The organism is Rhodococcus sp. HNM0569, from assembly GCF_012726205.1.
Taxonomy (GTDB): domain Bacteria; phylum Actinomycetota; class Actinomycetes; order Mycobacteriales; family Mycobacteriaceae; genus Rhodococcus_F.
This window is the reverse complement of record NZ_JAASAE010000005.1, coordinates 126,846-147,017: the sequence shown is the minus strand read 5'-3', so window position 1 is coordinate 147,017 and position 20,172 is coordinate 126,846. Positions and strand designations below refer to the sequence as shown.

General features: G+C 68.8%; 19 protein-coding genes. 3 read left to right on the top strand and 16 right to left on the bottom strand.

Annotated features, from left to right (window positions below):
* Nucleotides 1-24: 24 nt before the first annotated feature.
* Nucleotides 25-459, bottom strand: a complete 435-nt coding sequence (locus HCA44_RS09150) for a nitroreductase family deazaflavin-dependent oxidoreductase (RefSeq protein ID WP_169648242.1) — start codon at nt 457-459, stop codon at nt 25-27.
* 136 nt (nt 460-595) lie between these two features.
* Here HCA44_RS09150 and HCA44_RS09145 point away from each other — a divergent pair, with 136 nt between their 5' ends.
* On the top strand, nt 596-865 hold the full coding sequence (locus HCA44_RS09145; RefSeq protein WP_169648241.1) for a hypothetical protein: 270 nt from the start codon (nt 596-598) through the stop codon (nt 863-865).
* On the opposite strand, the gene dnaE is transcribed toward HCA44_RS09145, so the two are convergent.
* From dnaE to lspA, 5 genes are read right to left on the bottom strand one after another with little or no spacing between them, the layout of a single operon-like run.
* On the bottom strand, nt 836-4,372 hold the full coding sequence (gene dnaE, locus HCA44_RS09140; protein WP_169648240.1) for a DNA polymerase III subunit alpha: 3,537 nt from the start codon (nt 4,370-4,372) through the stop codon (nt 836-838). The genes HCA44_RS09145 and dnaE overlap by 30 nt on opposite strands.
* Before the next feature lie 43 nt (nt 4,373-4,415).
* The gene (gene rarD / locus HCA44_RS20980) at nt 4,416-5,381 is read right to left on the bottom strand and encodes an EamA family transporter RarD (protein ID WP_346764650.1); all 966 of its coding nucleotides are present in this window, start codon (nt 5,379-5,381) and stop codon (nt 4,416-4,418) included.
* The gene (locus HCA44_RS20975) at nt 5,378-6,040 is read right to left on the bottom strand and encodes a hypothetical protein (protein ID WP_240945401.1); all 663 of its coding nucleotides are present in this window, start codon (nt 6,038-6,040) and stop codon (nt 5,378-5,380) included. Before HCA44_RS20975 ends, rarD begins: the two co-directional genes overlap by 4 nt.
* Nucleotides 6,033-6,959 (bottom strand): RluA family pseudouridine synthase, encoded by a 927-nt coding sequence (locus HCA44_RS09130; protein WP_169648238.1) that lies wholly within the window; start codon nt 6,957-6,959, stop codon nt 6,033-6,035. Before HCA44_RS09130 ends, HCA44_RS20975 begins: the two co-directional genes overlap by 8 nt.
* On the bottom strand, nt 6,956-7,564 hold the full coding sequence (gene lspA, locus HCA44_RS09125; protein ID WP_169648237.1) for a signal peptidase II: 609 nt from the start codon (nt 7,562-7,564) through the stop codon (nt 6,956-6,958). The genes HCA44_RS09130 and lspA overlap by 4 nt, the downstream gene beginning before the upstream one ends.
* 97 nt (nt 7,565-7,661) lie before the next feature.
* On the opposite strand from lspA, the gene HCA44_RS09120 reads away from it, so the two are divergent.
* Both HCA44_RS09120 and HCA44_RS09115 read left to right on the top strand, forming a co-directional pair.
* Nucleotides 7,662-8,621: a hypothetical protein gene (locus HCA44_RS09120; protein WP_169648236.1), complete on the top strand. Its 960-nt coding sequence runs from the start codon at nt 7,662-7,664 to the stop codon at nt 8,619-8,621.
* Nucleotides 8,622-8,635: 14 nt separating this feature from the next.
* Nucleotides 8,636-9,373, top strand: a complete 738-nt coding sequence (locus tag HCA44_RS09115) for a sensor domain-containing protein (protein ID WP_169648235.1) — start codon at nt 8,636-8,638, stop codon at nt 9,371-9,373.
* Between the two features lie 97 nt (nt 9,374-9,470).
* On the opposite strand, the gene HCA44_RS09110 is transcribed toward HCA44_RS09115, so the two are convergent.
* From HCA44_RS09110 to ftsZ, 10 genes are all read right to left on the bottom strand, one after another.
* Nucleotides 9,471-9,989 carry a hypothetical protein gene (locus HCA44_RS09110; protein WP_169648234.1) on the bottom strand — a complete coding sequence of 173 codons (519 nt, stop codon included), beginning with the start codon at nt 9,987-9,989 and terminating at the stop codon, nt 9,471-9,473.
* A 119-nt stretch (nt 9,990-10,108) separates the two neighbouring features.
* Entirely contained in the window at nt 10,109-11,425 is a 1,317-nt protein-coding gene (locus tag HCA44_RS09105) for a DNA polymerase IV (protein ID WP_169648371.1), read from the bottom strand.
* Nucleotides 11,426-11,451: 26 nt separating this feature from the next.
* Nucleotides 11,452-14,610, bottom strand: coding sequence for an isoleucine--tRNA ligase (gene ileS, locus HCA44_RS09100; RefSeq protein WP_169648233.1), 3,159 nt, complete (start codon nt 14,608-14,610; stop codon nt 11,452-11,454).
* A gap of 260 nt (nt 14,611-14,870) precedes the next feature.
* On the bottom strand, nt 14,871-15,083 hold the full coding sequence (locus tag HCA44_RS09095) for a hypothetical protein (protein WP_169648232.1): 213 nt from the start codon (nt 15,081-15,083) through the stop codon (nt 14,871-14,873).
* A gap of 87 nt (nt 15,084-15,170) precedes the next feature.
* Nucleotides 15,171-15,983: a DivIVA domain-containing protein gene (locus HCA44_RS09090; RefSeq protein WP_169648231.1), complete on the bottom strand. Its 813-nt coding sequence runs from the start codon at nt 15,981-15,983 to the stop codon at nt 15,171-15,173.
* Between the two features lie 97 nt (nt 15,984-16,080).
* Nucleotides 16,081-16,383 (bottom strand): YggT family protein, encoded by a 303-nt coding sequence (locus tag HCA44_RS09085; RefSeq protein ID WP_169648230.1) that lies wholly within the window; start codon nt 16,381-16,383, stop codon nt 16,081-16,083.
* Nucleotides 16,384-16,542: 159 nt separating this feature from the next.
* On the bottom strand, nt 16,543-17,187 hold the full coding sequence (gene sepF / locus HCA44_RS09080) for a cell division protein SepF (RefSeq protein ID WP_169648229.1): 645 nt from the start codon (nt 17,185-17,187) through the stop codon (nt 16,543-16,545).
* Between the two features lie 64 nt (nt 17,188-17,251).
* On the bottom strand, nt 17,252-18,016 hold the full coding sequence (locus tag HCA44_RS09075) for a YggS family pyridoxal phosphate-dependent enzyme (protein WP_169648370.1): 765 nt from the start codon (nt 18,014-18,016) through the stop codon (nt 17,252-17,254).
* Nucleotides 18,003-18,740, bottom strand: a complete 738-nt coding sequence (pgeF, locus tag HCA44_RS09070; RefSeq protein ID WP_169648228.1) for a peptidoglycan editing factor PgeF — start codon at nt 18,738-18,740, stop codon at nt 18,003-18,005. The genes HCA44_RS09075 and pgeF overlap by 14 nt, the downstream gene beginning before the upstream one ends.
* Nucleotides 18,737-19,993: a cell division protein FtsZ gene (ftsZ, locus tag HCA44_RS09065; RefSeq protein ID WP_169648227.1), complete on the bottom strand. Its 1,257-nt coding sequence runs from the start codon at nt 19,991-19,993 to the stop codon at nt 18,737-18,739. Before ftsZ ends, pgeF begins: the two co-directional genes overlap by 4 nt.
* Nucleotides 19,994-20,172: the final 179 nt, after the last annotated feature.

Here is a 20,172-nt window from a genome sequence, read left to right as displayed (position 1 = left end):
CGCGGGGCACCGGGCCGGTCGGGTTCAGGCCTGTTCGAGAACGAACAGCGGGATCACGCGGTCGGTCTTCGTCTGGTAGTCGGCATAGTCGGGATACGCCTCGACCGCACGCTGCCACCACTCGTCCCGTTCGGCACCGGTGAGCTCGCGCGCACGCATGTCGAAAGTCTGTGTACCGTCGCGCAATTCGACCTTCGGGTCGGCTTTCACGTTGTAGTACCAGACCGGATTCTTCGGTGCGCCGCCGAGCGACGCGACCACCGCGTACCGGCCGTCGTGCTCGACCCGCATGAGCGGGGTCTTGCGCAGCTTGCCGGTCTTGGCGCCGACCGTCGTGAGTACCACGACGGGCATGCCGCGCAGCGTGGTGCCTTTCGTGCCGCCCGACTCCTCGATCTCGCGGACCTGATCGGCCGCCCAGGACGACGGGCTCGGTTCGTACTCTCCTTGCAATGGCATGCGCCCAGTCTGGCACCCGCCGGCTTCGCGTGCCCGCGAATCCGGCGCGGCGCCGACGACCAGGCCCTCCCTACCCGGTAATGACGAACACCACATTTCGGATACCCGAACTCATGGATGTGATTATCCTGAACACATGGTGTACTCGCGCGACGCTCGCACCTCGCCCACCCGCGGCGAGCATGCGCGTACGGCCACGATCGACCTCGCGGGCACCGCGTGGCCGATCTACAAACTCGAGGCCGTCGCCGCCGCATTCCTCACATTCGTGCTCGTGGCGGCACTCACCACAGCGATGCAGCCCGCGGTACTGACCGCTGCCGCCGTTGCGGTGCTGGTCTGGTGCGCGCGCCGGCCGCGCTCGGCCCCGCGGGACTCAGCCCGCGAGGCAGCTCGGTCCGAGTAGCGCCTTCAGGTCGCCCATCAGCGCGGACGACGGCTCGACCCGCAGGCTGTCGTCGACCTTGAACATCGTGATGCGGTCGCCGCTCACGAGCCGCAGATGCACGTCGGACGTGCCGGGATGACGGCCGAGGACCTGCCTGAGCGCACCCACCTTGTCCGGGGTGCACAGCCGGGTCGGCAAGGTGACCGCGACGGGTTTCGCGACTCCGATCGCGGACAGGTCGGGCACCGCGAGATCGTTGGCGATGAGCGAGATCCGATCGTCGCGCACGGACACCCGTGCCTTGACCAGCACCACGGTGTCCTCGGTGACGTCCATGCCGTACACGGAGTATGCCTGCGGAAAGAACAACACCTCGATACCGCCGCTGAGGTCCTCGAGCTGCGCTGACGCCCACGTCAGGCCGTTCTTGTTGATCCGCCGGTTGACCGAGGCGAGGATGCCGCCGACGGTGACCTGAGTGCCGTCCTTGACGTCGCCCTCGAGGATCGTGGGTATCGCCGTGTCGGACTGCGCGGTGAGAACATGTTCGATGCCGTTGAGCGGGTGACCTGACACGTACAGGCCCAGCATCTCGCGCTCGAGGGCGAGCCGATGTTTGGTGTCCCATTCCTCGTCGGGAATCTTGACGTTGAACACCGACGTGACCGATTCGTCGGCGTCCGCGCCGCCGAACAGATCGAACTGGCCGATCGCCTCGGCCTTCTTGGTGCTCATGACGGCGTCGATGGCGTCGGCGTGCACGAGCATGAGCCCCTTGCGCGGGTGGTCGAGCGAGTCGAAGCCGCCCGCCTTGATCAGCGATTCGGTGACCTTCTTCGAGCACGCCGTGGTGTCGATCTTGGCGAGATAGTCGGAGAAGTCGGTGTACTTGCCCTTCTCCCGACGCGCCTTGATGATCGACGCGACCACATTCGCGCCGACATTGCGCACCGCGCCCATGCCGAACCGGATGTCGCTGCCGACCGACGCGAAGTTGACGTCGGACTCGTTGACGTCCGGGGGCAGCACCGTGATGCCGAGCTTGCGGCAGTCGGCCAGATAGACCGCCGCCTTGTCCTTGTCGTCGCCGACGGAGGTGAGCAGGCCCGCCATGTACTCGGCGGGATAGTTCGCCTTGAGGTAGGCGGTCCAGTAGGACACGAGACCGTATCCGGCGGCGTGCGACTTGTTGAACGCGTACCCGGCGAACGGGAGGATCGTGTCCCACAGTGCCTTGATCGCGGCCGACGAATAGCCGTTGTCCTTCATGCCGGCTTCGAAGCCCTCGAACTCGGCGGCGAGGACCTCGGCCTTCTTCTTGCCCATCGCGCGGCGCAGGATGTCGGCTCGGCCGAGCGAGTAGCCGGCCACCTTCTGCGCGATCTGCATGATCTGCTCCTGGTAGACGATCAGGCCGTAGGTGTCGGCCAGGATGTCCTTCAGGGGCTCGGCGAGCTCGGGGTGGATCGGTTTGACCTCTTGCCGCCCGTTCTTGCGGTCGGCGTAGTCGTTGTGGGCGTTCATGCCCATCGGGCCCGGCCGATACAGCGCGAGCACCGCGACGATGTCCTCGAAGCCCGTGGGCTGCATGCGGCGCAGCAGGTCGCGCATCGCGCTGCCGTCGAGCTGGAACACGCCGAGTGTGTCGCCGCGCGCGAGAAGTTTGTAGGTCTCCTCGTCGTCGAGTTCGAGGGTGTCGAGATCGATGTCGACGCCACGGTTGGACTTGATGTTGTCGATCGCGTCGCCGATGACCGTGAGATTGCGCAGGCCCAGGAAATCCATCTTCAGCAGGCCGATGGCCTCGCACGACGGGTAGTCCCAGCCCGTGATGATCGCGCCGTCCTGCGCGCGCTTCCACACCGGGATCGCGTCGGTGAGCGGCTCGGACGACATGATGACCGCACATGCATGCACGCCCGCATTGCGGATCAGGCCCTCGAGCCCCTTGGCGGTCTCGTAGATCTTCGCGATGTCGGGGTTCGACTCGATGAGCGAACGGACCTCGACCGCTTCCTTGTACCGCTCGTGTTCCGGGTCGGTGATGCCCGACACCGAGATGTCCTTCGCCATGATGGGCGGCGGGAGGGCCTTGGTGATCTGGTCGGCGATCGCGAATCCGGGCTGACCGAACTGCACGCGCGCGGAGTCCTTGATCGCGGCTTTGGTCTTGATGGTGCCGAACGTGATGACCTGTGCGACCTTGTCGCTGCCCCACTTGTCGGTGGCGTAGCGGACCATCTCGCCGCGACGGCGATCGTCGAAGTCGATGTCGATATCGGGCATCGACACGCGTTCGGGATTGAGGAAGCGCTCGAACAGCAGGCCGTGCGGGATGGGGTCGATGTTGGTGATGCCCATCGCGAACGCGACGAGAGAGCCGGCCGCGGAGCCACGACCCGGACCGACGCGGATGCCGACCTCACGCGCATGGCTGATGAGGTCGCCGACCACGAGAAAGTATGCCGGAAAGCCCATTTCGAGGATGACGCCGATCTCGTACTCGGCGCGGTCGAGGTATTCCTGCGGCACGCCGGACGGGAACCGCCACTCGAGGCCCTTGCCGACCTCCTTGCGCAGCCACGACGCCTGCGTCTCGCCCTCGGGCACCGGGAAGATCGGCATGCGATCGCGGTGCTCCCACACCTCGTCGTAGGACTGCACGCGCTCGGCGATGAGCAGCGTGTTGTCGCACGCCCCGGGTACCTCCGAGTCCCACATCGCGCGCATCTCGTTCGCCGGCTTGAGGTAGTAGCCGTCGCCGTCGAACTTGAACCGCGTGGGATCGGACAGCGTCTTACCGGTCTGGATGCACAGCAGCGCTTCGTGATTCTGCGCCGCTGCCTTCGTGACGTAGTGGCAGTCGTTGGTGGCGAGCGGTGGGATGCCGAGCTGCTTGCCGATGTTCAGGAGCCCCTCGCGCACGCGGCGTTCGATCGACAGCCCGTGATCCATCAGTTCGAGGAAGAAGTTGTCCTTGCCCCAGATCTCCTGCCACTTCGCGGCGGCCTCGAGCGCCTCGCGGTCGTGGCCGAGCCGAAGCCGGGTCTGGATCTCCCCCGACGGGCACCCGGTGGTGGCGATGATGCCCTCGTGGTGGTGCGCGATGAGCTCTTCGTCCATGCGTGCCCACTTGCCGAGCTGGCCCTCGATGGACGCGAGCGACGACAGCTTGAACAGATTGCGCAGGCCGGTCGCGTTCTCGGCGACCATCGTCATGTGCGTGTAGGCACCGCTGCCGGACACGTCGTCGGACTTCTGGCTCGGGTCGCCCCACTTGACGCGCTTGGTGGAAAAGCGCGACTCGGGCGCGACGTACGCCTCGATCCCGATGATGGGCTTGATGCCCTGCTTCTTCGCGGTGTTGTAGAACTCGCTCGCGCCGTACATGTTGCCGTGGTCGGTCATGCCGACGGCCGTCATCCCGAGTCGTTCGGCCTCCTGGAACAGCGGGCCCACCTTCGCCGCACCGTCGAGCATCGAGTACTCGGTGTGGTTGTGCAGGTGCACGAACGAATCAGCCACGAACGCCTCTTTCGCATCGTCTCGGGTGAGCGGCGCACCGAGTCTATGTCTTCGGGCCGACACCTTCGACGGCGCCGCGCCGTCGACGCAACCGCAGCACCGTGTCCGTGGTGAACACCACGAGAGCGACCCAGATCAGGGCGAATCCGATCCAGCGTGAGGTCTGCATCACCTCGTGCGCGACGAGCACGCCCCACAGCATCTGCAGGGTCGGCGTCAGGTACTGCAGCATGCCCATCGTCGTGAGCGGGACACGCTGCGCCGCGAAACCGAACAGCAACAGCGGGACCGCCGTGACGACGCCCGCCACGACGAGCAGCGCGGTATGGGCGGGCCCCTCGCTGGTGAACGTGCCGGTGCCGGTCGCGGCGAGGAACACGAGGTATCCCGACGCGAACGGCACGCCGACGATGCCTTCCGCGGTCAGGCTCGTGCGCGGATCGAGCGGCACGACCTTCTTCACGACCCCGTACGTCGCGAACGAGCCCGCGAGCAGCAACGAGATGTACGGCGGGCTGCCGTACCCGACGGTGATGACGGCCACCGCGGCCGCAGCGATCACGAGCGCGGCCGCGGTGGCGACGCTGATCCGTTCCCGGAAGAAGACGACACCGAACAGGACGCTCACGAGCGGGTTGACGTAGTACCCGAGAGCGGCTTCGACGACATGCCCCGACGTGACCGCGTAGATGTACACGCCCCAGTTGATCGAGATCGCCGCGGACGCCCCGGCCACCAGCAGCCACGTCCGCATGCTCAGGCCACGCAACAGGCCGAGCCGACGCGTCGCCGCCCCCAACACCAGCATCAGCACGAGCGTCCACAGCACCCGGTGCGCGAGCACCTCGACCGCGCCCGCGTCGCGGAGCAGCCCGAAGAACGCGGGGAACGCGCCCCAGATCGCGTACGCGCCCGCCGCGGCGGCGCTGCCGAGAGCACCGGCCGCGACCGGACGCCGCGTGGCGGCGCGCGTGGCGGTCGTGTGTGCGTCGGTGTCGGTCCCCGTCACGGTGCACCGGCCGGGGGCACCGCGCCGTCGTCGGGACCCGGCTCGACGACGGTGGTGTGCTCGGGCAGCAGCGGCCGCACCGCGAGCCTGCCGACGTCGACGCCGTCCGGTGCGATCTCGACGGCCCGCACCCCCGGGGTCCGGGCGACCGTGGACAGCGCCTCGACCTCGCCGTGCAGTACCGCACCCACGACGCACGCGCACCCGGCGCCGAGTTGCGCGGAGGTGTAGTCGAGCGCCGCCTGCTGCCGGTCGTCGCTGCCGACCATCGTCTGCGCGCGCCCCTGCGCGAGGGCGGGCACACGTGCGAGCGCCGCAGAACCCGCCGCGACGGGTTGCACGATCACCGGCATCTGCACGCGGTCGACGGACGCGCGCAACAGCACCTCCGACACCCGCACATCGCCCACGAGTTGCGCGAGGCCCGCGACGTCGACCGGCGTGTCGGGCGTCATGAGCGCCCACCTCGTGCCGCTCGCGCCGTCGAACGAACTCGCGGCGCGCGTGACGTACTCCGTGACGGCGTCGCCGTTGTCCGGCCCGAGCGAGGCCGCGGACGCGACATGCGTCTGCGCGGCGGGGGTGATCATCCCGACCCCGACGACGACCGCGATCACGACCGCGGCCGGGATCCATGCACTTGCGGCGGACCTACGCATCACGCAACACGGCGAGTGCGTGCTCGAGATCCTTCGGGTATTCGCTGGTGATCTCGATCCATCGGCCGTCCGCCGGATGGGCGAAGCCCAGCATGCGTGCGTGCAGCCACTGGCGTTCGAGGCCGAGCCGCTCGGCGAGCCTCGGGTCGGCGCCGTAGGTGAGGTCGCCGCAGCACGGGTGACGCAGCGCCGAGAAGTGCACGCGGATCTGATGGGTGCGCCCCGTCTCGAGGTGGATGTCGAGCAGGCTCGCCGCCTGGAACGCCTCGATCGTGTCGTAGTGCGTGACGCTCGGCTTTCCGTCGGATGCGACGGTGAACTTCCAGTCGCTGCTGCGATGGCGGCCGATCGGCGCGTCGATCGTGCCGCTGCTCGGATCGGGGTGGCCCTGTACGAGTGCGTGATAGCGCTTGTCGATCGTGCGCTCCTTGAAGGCGCGCTTGAGCACCGTGTACGCGCGCTCGGACGTCGCGACCACCATCACTCCTGACGTGCCGACGTCGAGGCGGTGCACGATGCCCTGTCGTTCGTGTGCGCCCGACGTCGAGATGCGGAAGCCCGCCGCGGCGAGGCCACCCACGACCGTGGGCCCCGTCCACCCGACGCTCGCGTGTGCCGCGACGCCGACCGGCTTGTCGACGGCGACGATGTCGTCGTCGGCGTACAGGATGTCCATGCCCTCGACGGGCTCCGGCTCGACGGTCAGTGGGCGCGGCGGTTCCGGGAGTTGCACTTCGAGCCACGACCCGGCGGCCAATCGGTCGGACTTGCCCGCAGGCGCACCGTCGATCAGCACTGCCCCCTCCTCGGTGAGCGCTGCGACGACCGTGCGGGACAGCCCCAACAGACGCGCCAGCCCCGCATCGACCCGCATCTCGTCCAGGCCGTCGGGTACCGGCATCGAACGGGTCTCTCTCATGCGTCCGCCTTCCGGTGAGCTGCGTTCGGCTCGACACCGAACAGGGTGAGGGCCACGAGTAGGACCGCGCCGCACACGATGGCCGAATCCGCGACGTTGAACACCGGCCACCAGCCGACCGCCACGAAGTCGACGACGTGGCCCTGCATGACTCCGGGAGCGCGGAAGAACCGATCGACGAGATTGCCGAGCGCGCCGCCGAGGACGAGCCCGAGACCGAGCGCCCACCAGCCCGAGCGCAGCCTGCGGCCCATGCGCACGACGGCGACGACGACGCCGACGGCGACAAGCGTGAGCAGCCACGTCATGCCGGTGGCCATCGAGAAGGCAGCCCCGGGATTGCGGACCAGGGTGAGCCGGAGCCAGTCGCCGATCAGGTACACGGGATTGCCCGGCTCGATGGTCGCGACCACCACGATCTTCGTCAGCAGGTCGGCGACGAGGATGAGCGCCGCGGTCACGACGAGCGCAGGCATGCGCGTGCGCCCGGGGCTCGCGGCCTGCTCGGGCAGTCGGGTCTCGCCTGCCGGGCTGCCGTCGCGGTCCTCGTCGCCGCGCGCACCGTCGGCCGAGGAAGCATCGTGACTCACCGTTCCATCATCCACGACGTTCCATCATCCACTATGCGGACGCTCACCAGGTCTCGACCCGGGCGCCCCGTACCGACGTGGCCGCCGCGCGCCGGATACGTAACCTGGTCTGGTGCCACTGCTGTCGAAGCCCGTTCGCGGGCGACTGATCTCTCTTGCCGCAACCGTCTCGTCGATCGGACTGCTCGCCGGCTGCAGCGGCGGCGGGGACGGCGGCGACGCCGCCTCCGCGCCCACCACCGGCAACGCCGTCACCGTCCCCGTCTCGGCGGTCGGTACGGAACTCCTCGACCCCGGCGCCGAGCCGCGCGACGTGCTCAGACCCGCCCCCACCGCGGGCGCGACGCAGACCGCACAGCTCACGACGTCGGCGACGGTGTTCCAGCAGATCGACGACCAGACCGCGCAGGACTTCTCGACTCCCGAACTGACGCTGCCGCTCGACGCGACGGTCGATCGCGCCGACGCCGACGGCACCGAGGTCGACCTCACGATCGGGGAACCGACGAGCCCCGATCCGACCCTCGACGGAGCTGTGCAGGCCAGTGCCGGGTCGGGTGCCGGCCTGACGTTCGCGCCGAACGGGTCGATCACCGCATTGCGGCTCTCCCCGACCGATTCCTCTCAGGACATCGCGCGCTCGGCGATCGAGCAGGCTTTCTACCAGGCGGTCTACCGCACGATCGCATTTCCCACCGAGCCGATCGGCGTCGGCGCACGCTGGGCGGTGCGCCAGGAGGTGATGAGTGGTATCGCACTCGACCAGGTCACGACCGTCACGCTCACCGGCCGCGACGGCGACGGCGTCACCCTCGACTTCACCGTCGAACAGACACCCCAGTCGTCGGTGTGGGCGCTGCCGGGCGACGCGGGCGACCTCACCGTCGACCAGTACGTCATGCAGGGCACCGGTACCGCGAGGATCGATCTCGCGCAGGCGCTGCCGACGTCGCTGACCGTGTCCATCGGCGGCGAACAGGCCTACAGCGACCCGGACGGCACGACGCACCTCCGGCAGACGACCGACAACAAGGTGGCCCTCGAGGCACGACCGGACAGGGAGGGGCAGTGAACGCATGCAGAACGGTGACCGCGAGGCGATCGCTCGCCGTCGCGCTGGCCGCCGCGTCGGCGCTCGCACTCGCCGCGTGCGGGTCGGATGATCCCGAGCCGTCGTCCGCGCCCGCCGCGCCGGCGCCCACCGGAGTGACGGTGCGCCCCGGGAGCGAGGCCGCACCCTTCTCCGACGCCGACGCGCTGGCCGGGGCACTGCTCACGACGGGCGAGTTGCCCGCCGGATTCGTCGAACAGCCCGACCCGGTCGAGGATCTCGGCCTCGAACCGATCCCCGAGTCGGACGAACCCGATCAGTCGCACACCGAACCGCAGGAGTGCGCGGACGTCCTCGCCCCGATCGGCGACCAGACGGAGGGAGCCCAGGCCACGGCGGTCGCGCACTTCACCGGTCCGGACTTCGCGAGCATCGACCAGGACGCCGCGAGTTACCCGGACGCCGCACAGACGGTCGACGCGTTCACCCGGCTCCAGGCGCCGCTCGCGTCGTGCGGCAACTACCGCGGCACCGATGCGGACGGCTTCGAGGTGACCTATCAGGTGGGCGCGGGCCCCACGATCGACCTCGGCGACGGCACGGTGTCGCTGCGGGTCACCGCGACGAGCGAAGGCGTGACACTCTACTCCGACGCGCTGCTGATCGCCGTGGGACCCACTCTCACCCAGGTCGTCGTGAGCGGACAGGACGCCGCCGACGAGGCGACACTGCGCACCCTCGGACAGGCGGCGGTCGACAAACTGACCGCGTGACGGTCGTCTCGCCCACGTGAGGGCGGCACCCGGAACCACACGAGCGCCCGGCACCGCTGTGCGGTGCCGGGCGCTCGTGTGTGCTGGTTACCCGCGATCAGGCAGGGCACGCCGCCGAGGTGAGGCCCGCGAGGCTCACGATCTGGCACGCGGTGACCTTCGACAGCTTCCACTCGCCGTTCTCGCCCGGCACGAACGTGGCAGCCGGGCCGCCCTGCTGGGGCTCGCCGTTGACGCTCAACTGCAGCTGGCCGCTGGCGGTGCCGTCGCCGTTGTCGATGACCGGGTCGATGACCTCGACCTGGACGTTCGCGTCACGCGCGGCCTGTGCGACCTGGTTGATCAGCTCGGGGTCCTCCTCGGAGCCCTCGACCATCGAGGTCTTCTCCTCGAGCGGCACGTTGGGGTCGAGGCCCTGTGCGAGGAGGCCGTTGAGTTCGGCAGCCGTGGGAAGCTCGGCGATCTCGCCCTCCGCGGCGGTGCTCTCCTCGGCGGCGCTGGTGGTCGCCTCGGCGCTCGTCGATTCGGTGCTGTCGCCGTCGTCCGAGCTGCACGCCGACATGGTGAGTGCTGCGGCCACGGCAACGGTGGCGACGGTCATCTTGCGAAGCTTCAACTCGATATCCTCTTCGTCTCGGGTTCGGTACACACGAGTCGAGCACCGAGGCTCGACGGCGCTCTCGGTCACAGTACCGAACGGTAAGTGGACCGACTCTGAGGCTGTCCTGAGAACCTTCACGCCAGGCTTGCGTCGGGCGCCGCGGGCTGCAGCATCGGATCGCCGTCACGGAAGGTCCGCGCGAAACCCGGCCCACTCGTGCGGGTTTCGAAACGCACGGTCACGACGCCGTGACCGGCGCCCTGCACCCAACCGTGCCCGAACTCGGGGTGTGCGACGTCGAGACCCGGATACCACCGCCCGTGCGGCGTACGCGCCGACTCCGGGACGGCCGCCTCCGGCTCCGCGCGGTCGGAATTCTCGTCCGTCGCCGGAGGGCCGTCCAGCTCGGGGAACAGTGAATCCTGGTGCACCGTCGACAGTCCTGCATAGCCCACCCCCACGAGACGCACCGGCCCGATCTCGATCGGGTCGAGCGCCTGGCGCTGCGCCGTCGCCGCCAGCACGTGCGCGTCGACCGTCGCGTACGGCAGCGTCGCCGATCGCGTCAGGATGCTCATGTCGGACTTCTTGAGTTTGAGCACGACGGTCCGGGCCGCGCGGCCGTCCTTCTCCAACCGCGCGAACGCCGCCGCCGCACTCGCGTCGACGGCGCGCCGCAACTGCGGCAACGACACGATGTCCGTCGCGTACGTCGTCTCGGCGCTGACCTGTTTCGCCTCGGCGCGCTCGGCGACCGGACGATCGTCCAGGCCCCGCGCGATGCGGTGCAGCGCGGGCCCGGTCGTGGCGCCGAGGATCGACGCCACCTCGGCTTCGGGGGTACGCGCGAATGCGCCGATGGTCTCGATACCGAGCTTCTCCAGCTTGTGGCCCGCGACCGGACCGATCCCCCACAGCTTGCGCACCGGCAGACCGTCGAGGACCTCGTGTTGCCGGTCGGACCCGATCACGACGACGCCGTCGGGTTTCGCGAGGCCCGACGCGATCTTGGCGACCTGCTTACCCGGTCCGGCGCCGAGAGAGGCGACGAGCCCACTCGCCCGCACCACGACGGTGCGCAGATGTTCGCAGAACCGTTCGACCTCGTCGGGTGCGGCACCGACGAGGTCGGCCGGTTCCGCGAACGCCTCGTCGACCGACAACTGTTCGAGCACCGGCACTTCCGCGCGCAGCGCGTCGAACACCGTGCGACTGAGCGCACCGTAGAGCGCACCACGCGGCGGCAGCACGACCGCGCCGGGACCTACCAGTCGCCGCGCCTGATGCATCGGCATCGCCGAACGCGCGCCGAACACCCTGGCCTCGTAGCTCGCCCCGGCGACGACGCCGCGCCCGCCGAGACCGCCGACCAGCACGGGCCTGCCCCGTAGCGTGGGCCGCGTGAGCTGCTCGACCGACGCGAAGAACGCGTCCATGTCGAGATGCAGCACCCAGCGCGCGCCGGCCGTCGGTGTGCTCACGCGTCGGAGCGGCCCGCCTTCGTGATCCGCGCCCGCACGCCCTCGCCGAGGTCGACGCCGGCATCGCCGACGGTGTCGAACACGAGCGAGGCCGCGAGGACCTCGCCCGCGACGAGCTCGCGGAACGCGTTCGCCCACTCGGCCCGCGCCTGCGGCACGTCGAGCACCAGGTCGATGCGGTCGGACACCTCGAGGCCCGCGCCGCGACGCGCGTCCTGCAGCTCGCGGATGCGGTCCTTCGCCCAGCCCTCGGCCTCGAGTTCCTCGGTGACCTGCGAGTCGAGGACCACAAGGCCGCCGCCCGAGGGCAACGCCGCGGTCGACTCGGGCTCGGCCGCGACGAGCTTGCGCGTGTACTCGCTGGGCAGCAGCTCGATGCCGGCCGCGACGACCTGCCCGTCCTGGTTCTCCGACCACTCACCCGCCTTGACGGCCTTGATCACGGTCTGGACGTCCTTGCCGAGACGCGGCCCGGCCGCGCGCGCATTGACCACGAGTTCGAATCGGCCGTGCGACGCGACGTCGTCGGTGAGATCGACCTTCTTGACGTTGACCTCGTCGGCGATGAGTCCGGCGAACGGCGCGAGCCGCTCGGCGTTCTCGGCCGCCACGGTAACCTCGGGCAGCGGCAGCCGCACCCGCAGCTGCTGTGCCTTGCGCAGACCGAGGACGGTCGAGCACACGGCCCGGACGTCGTCCATCGACGAGACGAGTTCCGGATCTGCCGGCAGCTCGTCGGCGGTCGGCCAGTCGGTGAGATGCACCGAGCGCCCGCCCGTCAGGCCCCGCCAGATCACCTCGCTCACCATCGGCAGCAGGGGCGCGGCGAGCCGCGTCGTCGCCTCGAGGACCGTGTGCAGGGTGTCGATCGCGTCCTGGTCCTCGTCCCAGAAGCGGTTACGCGAACGGCGTACGTACCAGTTGGTGAGCGCGTCGCAGAAGGTCCGTAGCTCGTCGCACGCGCCCGAGATGTCGATGTGTTCGAGCGCATCCGTGAGCGTGTCGCGCGTCTGCGCGAGCTTCGCGAGGATGTAGCGATCGAGTACGTGCGGCGAATCCGTGCGCCACACACCGGGCTTCGGCGCGTACAGCTGCAGGAAGCTCCACGCATTCCACAACGGCAGGATCGCCTGCCGCACGCCGTCGCGGATGCCCTGCTCGGTGACCACGAGGTTGCCGCCACGCAGGATGGGCGACGACATCAGGAACCATCTCATCGCGTCCGAACCGTCGCGGTCGAACACCTCGTTGACGTCGGGGTAGTTCCCCTTCGACTTGCTCATCTTGAGCCCGTCGTCGCCGAGGACGATGCCGTGCGCCGCGACGCACTGGAATGCCGGACGATCGAACAGCGCCGTGGCCAGCACGTGCAGCGTGTAGAACCACCCGCGGGTCTGCCCGTTGTACTCGACGATGAAATCGCCGGGATAGTGCGTCTCGAACCAGTCCTGGTTCTCGAACGGGTAGTGCACCTGCGCGAACGGCATCGAGCCCGACTCGAACCAGCAGTCGAGCACCTCGGGAACGCGCCGCATCGTCGACGCCCCCGTCGGGTCGTCGGGGTTCGGGCGGGTCAACTCGTCGATGGCGGGCCGGTGCAGGTCCGTGGGCCGCACCCCGAAGTCACGCTCGAGCTCGTCGAGCGAGCCGTACACGTCGACACGCGGGTACGCGGGATCGTCCGACACCCACACGGGAATCGGGCTGCCCCAGTAGCGGTTCCGGCTGATGTTCCAGTCGCGCGCGCCTTCGAGCCACTTGCCGAACTGACCGTCGCGGATGTGCTCGGGCACCCACGTGATGTCCTGATTCAACTCGACCATCCGGTCGCGGAACTTCGTGACCGCCACGAACCACGACGGCACCGCCATGTAGATGAGCGGCTGGCCGGACCGCCACGAGTGCGGGTACGAGTGCTCGATCGTCTCGTGGCGCAGCAGCCGTCCGCTCGCCTTGAGGTCCTTGATGATCACCGGGTTCGCGTCGAACACCTGCAGGCCCTCGTAGGGCGGCACCATCGACGTGAACGTGCCCGCGGGATCGAGTGGCTGCACGATCTCGATGCCGTTGGCCGACGCGACGTCCATGTCCTCCTCACCGAAGGCGGGCGCGAGATGCACGACGCCCGTACCCGAATCGGTGGTGACGTAGTCGGCCGACAGCACGCGGTGCGCGTTCGGATGCCCGACGAAGAAGTCGAACGGCGGGTCGTAGGCCACGCCGACCAACTCGGTGCCGGGATGCTCCGACAGCACCGTGGGCTCGGCCCCGAGCTCGCGCGCGTAGTGCGCGAGCCGTTCCTTCGCGAGCACGTACCGCGTGGCCTGCGCGTCGCCCTCGCCCGCGACCTCGACCTGCACGTACGTGACGTCGGGATGCACCGCGATCGCCAGGTTGGACGGCAGCGTCCACGGCGTCGTCGTCCAGATCAAGGCGTGTGCACCGTCGAGAGAGGAGCCGGGGGCATGCAGCGGCATCGTGACCGTGACCGCGGGATCCTGACGCATCTTGTACGCGTCGTCGAGCCGGGTCTCCTGATTCGACAGCGGGGTCTGCTCGTACCAGGAGTACGGCAGCACGCGGAAGCCCTGGTAGACGAGGCCCTTGTCGTACAGCGACTTGAACGCCCACATGACCGACTCCATGAAGTCCAGGTCGAGCGTCTTGTAGTCGTTGTCGAAGTCGACCCACCGGGCCTGGCGGGTGACGTAGTCGCGCCACTCGTTCGTGTACCGCAGCACCGACTGACGGCAGTAGTCGTTGAACCGTGCGATGCCCATCTCGCCGATGTCGCCGGTCTTGATGCCGAGTTGCCGCTCGGCTTCGAGTTCTGCGGGGAGACCGTGCGTGTCCCAACCGAATCGGCGCTCGACCTTCTTGCCGCGCATCGTCTGGAAACGCGGCACCAGATCCTTGACGTAGCCCGTCAGCAGGTGACCGTAGTGGGGCAGCCCGTTCGCGAACGGTGGCCCGTCGTAGAACACGAACTCGTCGGAGCCGTCGCGCTGGTCGATCGACGCGCGGAAGGTGCCGTCGGCAGCCCAGTCGGCGAGGACCTTCTCCTCGAGCTCGGGGAACTTCGCGGCGGATTCCTGCGGAACGTCGTACTCGACGCGCGGGTACTTGTCTGGGCTCACGGTGGTCTCCTGTGCCATGTGTACTCGGCACGGGGACGACGTCGGCACATTCTGTGCCGTCACCGCGGTACCACCCCGCTTGCGCCCGTGAAGGCGCCTCTCACTGTCGGACTGTGACGGGTCCACCCGTTCGGTTCTACTGAGCCGCGCTGCGAGGCACCGTGGCCGTTCTTCCGAAGGCTCCCCGGTGATGGCCGGATCATCGCCGTCGCCCGTCGTCCGACAGGCACGTGCTCATTCTAACCGGTGCGGCGCACCGGGCATTCCCGTGTGCAGGGTCACGGCTTGTCGTGCGGTGGACGCGCGCTCGTGCCGCCGCCTGCGTCGTCCTGCGGTGCACGCTTGCCGCTCAGTGCGCTCGCGAGCAGGATCAGCGCGCCCACGATGCACACGCCGATGCACCCCCACGCCCACACGACCGATCCGGTGGTGAGGGCCACGACGAGAAGTACGAAGCCGATCGCGGCGAGCGCGAGGGTCACGACCAGCACAGACGAACCTCCGATCCGATGCCGAACGCGGGAGGCGCCTCGGCCGGTCGGCCCCTGACCTCGGGTCGGGGGCCGCCGACCGTCAGGTCAGTTGCCGCCCTTCGCGTAGGACTGACTGAACGACTCCTGGTCGCCGTCGACGGGCACGGCCGACCCCCGCTGCTCGAGCTCTTCGAGCTGCGACTCGAGGTAGGACTTGAGCCGCACGCGGTACTCGCGCTCGAACGTCTTGAGCCGGTCGATCCGGCCTTCGAGCACCGAACGCTGCTGGTTGATGGTCGCCATGATCTCGGTGTGCTTCTTCTCGGCGTCGGCCTGCAGCGCGTCCGCCTTCTCCTTCGCCTGGCGAAGCTGCGTCTCGGAGCGCGACTGCGCATCGGCGAGCAGCGACTCCGACTTCTGCCGCGCCTCGGCGACCATCGTCTCCGAGCGGCTGCGCGCGTCGCTCACGAGCTGCTCGGAGTTGGTGCGGGCGCTGCCGAGCAGCTGCTCCGACTCCGCCTTCGCGTCGCTCGTCAGGCGGTCCGCCATCTCCTGCGCGAGGCCGAGCACCTTGGCGGCCTGCATGTGCGCGTCGGCACCCTGGGGCTCCTTCTCGGCAGCTGCGGGCGCAGCGGCCGGCGCCGGCGCCGGCTTCTGCGGCTCGGGAGCACGCTCCGGCTTGGGGGCAGGCGCGGGAGCCTCCGCCGCGGCCGGACGCGGCGCCTTCTTCGCGTCGCCCAGTTCCTTGTCCAGCTCGGACACGCGCTGGCGCAGGTCGGCGTTCTCCTCGATCAGGTGCGACAGTTCCTGCTCGACGAGGTCGAGGAATGCGTCGACCTCGTCTTCGTTGTAGCCACGCTTCCCGATCGGCGGCTTGCTGAACGCGACGTTGTGCACATCAGCTGGAGTCAGCGGCATGGAAGGATCCCTTCACGCGGTTCTAGGCGGTCGAGCAGCCTTGCAAGCGGCAGGCGCTCCCGCGGGAGCGCCATACCCGGTCAATGTCACCATTGTGTCACACGAGCCCGGAGGCACGTGCCTGTCCCTGAACGACAGTCATCAGGATGAAGACGATGAAGAGCAGGACCATGATCGACAGGTCCAGCCGTACCCCGCCGAGATTGATCGGCGGGATGATCTTGCGCAGGAGTTTCACCGGCGGGTCGGTGACCGTGAAAATCGCCTCGAGTATCACCACCACGATGCCGGTGGGTCGCCAGTCGCGCGCGAACGTGCGCACGAACTCGACCACGATTCTGCCGATGAGCAGCAGCCAGAAGATGAAGAGAATCAGATAGAGCACCGAGAACAAGGCCACACCTTCACTTTGCCTGAGGACGTCCGGTCGATCAAAGCAGATCGACCGGACGGCCCGGCACCGTGCAGCGGCGCTGCCTCGGTGCGGCGTCGTTCGACCCGGCCTCGCGGCCGACCCGGATCTCCTCCGGTGTCACGATCATTTCCGCCCGACGATCACTCACTTCTGGCTGTAGTAGCCGTTCTCCGCGATCCGCCTGCGGTCCTCCGCCGAGACGTCGATGTCGGCAGGCGACAACAGGAACACCTTCGTCGCCACCTTGTCGAACGAACCGCGCAGTGCGAACGCGAGGCCCGCGGCGAAATCGACCAACCGCTTCGCGTCGGCGTTGCTCATCTCGACGAGATCCATGATCACCGGAGTGCCGTCGCGGAACCGCTCGCCGATCGTGCGCGCCTCCGAGTAGTCGCGCGGACGCAGGGTGGTGATCTTCGACAACGGACCACCCTCGTCGAACAACGGGGCGCGCCTTCCGTCGCCGCGTTCCGGCCGCGGATCGACTCCGAGCGCAGTACGGGGAGGCCGGCTCGCGACGCTCGACACCGGGCGTGCCGAGCGCACCGGGACCGGCTCGGGGCGGGGACGACGCGGCTCGTAGCGGTCGTAGTCGTCGGCCATCTCGTCGCGCCGCGGGGCGTACCCGCCGAAGCCGGGCTCGGCGTAGTCACGGTCGTCGCGTTCGAGATACGGGTCGCGCGGTGCCCGCGGAGGACGCCTGCCGTCCGGCTCGTCGATGTAGTCGTCCTCGTAGTCGTCGAGCGGAACCATGCCGAAGTACGCCTTGAACTTGTGCAGACTGCTCATCGAACGACCTTCCCTGGCGCGGCTGCGGAACTCACATCGATCGACCAGAGTGGCGAACCGATGATCACGTCGAGATTATCGGCCGCCGCCCGAGGATTGCGGTTCCGACACGCACGCACGTCGATCCGTGCCGCACCGCGGCCTCGAGATCGCCCGTCATCCCCGCCGACAGCTCCGTCGCCCCGGGAAAGGACGCGACGAACCGGGAGTGGATGTCCTCGAGCCGGGCGAATTCGGCGTCGGAATCCGAACCCAACGGCGGTACCGCCATCAGCCCGGCGAGCGCGAGCCCACGCGCGGATTCGATGCTCTCGCCGAGAGATTCGAGATCGCCGATCGGTACACCGCCCCGTCCCGGATCGTCGTCCAAGCTGACCTGGAGCAGCACCCGCAGTGGTGCACGACGGCGGCCCGCGTCGAACGCCTCGGCACTCGCACGATCGAGCGCGGACGCGAGCCGGGCACTGTCGACGGAGTGGATCGTGTGCGCCCACCCGGCGACCGACCGTGCCTTGTTGCGCTGGAGCCGACCGATCATGTGCCAGTGCACGTCTCGCGCACCGTCGCCCATGTCGCGGCCGAACTCGGCGACCTTCGCGGACGCCTCCTGATCGCGTGACTCGCCGAACTCCCGACACCCGAGTGCGTACAGGATCCGCACGTCCGATTCCGGGAAGAACTTCGTGACCGGGAGCAATGCGACCTCGTCGGGAGCCCGGCCCGCGGCGGCGCACGCCTCGGCGAGGCGCAGGCGCACCGCCGCAAGGGCTGCCGCGATCTCGGCCGCACGCTCGCCCGGAGGGGGCGCCGAGGTGTCACTCGTGTCGATCGTCGGGCTCCATCCAGATGACCGCGGCCAGACGCCCGGTGGGCGCGCTGCGGCGGTGGCTGAACAATGTCGGGTCCTCGATCGTGCCACGCGGGTCCTGTGCGACTCCCCCGACACCCGCCTCGAGCAACTGCCTACGCAGACCTGCCCGTAGATCGAGGCCGGGCGTGCCCTTCGCCGTGCGCGACGCGCTGCCCGGCAGATGCCGTTCGACGTCCGTCTGCATGTCCGCGGGCACCTCGTAGCTCTCGCCGCTCGCGGCCGGACCGAGCAGCGCTCCGATGCGCTCGATCTGCGCGCCCTGCTCGACCATGACGTCGAGCACACGCGGCACGATGCCGATCCGCGCGCCGACCCGGCCCGCGTGCACGGCCGCGATCACCCCGGCGTCGTCGTCCGACAGCAGCAACGGCACACAGTCGGCGCTGAGCGTGACGAGCGCGAGCCCGGGTTCGGTGGTGACGAGTGCGTCGGTGGCCTCGACGGGTCCGGACTGCGGGCCGTCGACCACGGCGACATTTCGGCTGTGGATCTGCTCCATCCACACCAACCGCTCGAACGGAACGCCGATCTGCTCGGCGAGTCGCCTGCGGTTGGCATCGACGGCCGCCGGATCGTCGCCCACGTGATCGCCGAGGTTGAACGAGTCGTACGGGGGTTTCGACACGCCGCCCTCACGGGTGGTGACGACGCGTCGAACCCGGTGTGCCGGTCTTCCGCTCACCGCTGCATGAACGCCGGGACGTTGATCTCGTCCTCGCCGTCGTCGTCCTCGTCGTCGACCGGACGCACACCCGACCCGCGCTGCGGGAACTGCTCGGCACCACGCGATTGCCCCTCGGCCGGACGCGGCTGACCGTCCGACATCCGGGGCTGGGAACCGATCGTCTCGCGCGTGACGGAGACCGGCTGCTCTTCGCGACGTTCGTGCTCGGCAGCCTCGTCGGCGGCGCGGCCGACCTCGCCGGCACGCCCGACGCCGATCGCGCTGCGGCCGGGCTTCTCCGCCTCGACCTGGCGCCGCGTGGGCGTGCCGCCGTCGAATCCGGCGGCGATGACGGTGACGCGCACCTCGTCGCCGAGCGAATCGTCGATCACGGTGCCGAAGATGATGTTGGCGTCGATGTGCGCCGCCTCCTGGACGAGCGACGCGGCCTCGTTGATCTCGAACAGACCGAGGTCGCTGCCACCCGCGATCGACAGCAGCACGCCGCGCGCACCTTCCATCGACGCTTCGAGAAGCGGCGAATTGATCGCGGCCTCCGCCGCTTTCATCGCACGGCCTTCGCCTCGCGACGAGCCGATGCCCATGAGCGCGCTGCCCGCACCCGACATGACTCCCTTGACGTCGGCGAAGTCGACGTTGATCAGTCCGGGCGTGGTGATGAGATCGGTGATGCCCTGGACACCGTTGAGGAGTACCTCGTCGGCGGACCGGAAGGCGTCCATCAGGCTGACCGCGGCGTCGCCCAGCTGCAGCAGGCGATCGTTCGGGATGACGATGAGGGTGTCGCACGATTCGCGCAGCGCCTGGATGCCCGTGTCGGCCTGGCCGCCACGACGCTTGCCCTCGAACGAGAACGGGCGCGTGACGACGCCGACCGTGAGCGCCCCGAGCTTGCGTGCGATGCTCGCGACGACGGGCGCGCCGCCCGTACCGGTGCCGCCACCTTCACCCGCGGTGACGAACACCATGTCGGCGCCCTTGAGGACTTCTTCGATCTCGTCCTTGTGGTCTTCCGCGGCCTTGCGCCCGACCTCGGGGTCGGCGCCTGCGCCGAGACCGCGCGTGAGTTCGCGGCCGACGTCGAGCTTGACGTCGGCATCACTCATCAGCAGGGCCTGGGCATCGGTGTTCACCGCGATGAACTCGACCCCCTTGAGGCCTTGCTCGATCATCCGGTTGACAGCATTCACTCCGCCGCCGCCGATGCCGACGACCTTTATTACGGCGAGGTAGTTGTGCGGGGGCGTCATCGGCTCTCGCCTTCCGTGAGTGTGTTTCGCGTACTGATCTGCATGCTCGGAGTGCTCAAATCTTGCCTTTCGCGGATCCGAACCCTCGACCGAAACCCTAAACCTCAACCATAGGGTTATGGTTATGTCAAGTGCTCGACGTGTCCGAACGCTAGGTTCCCGCGCTGCGATTCGCCATT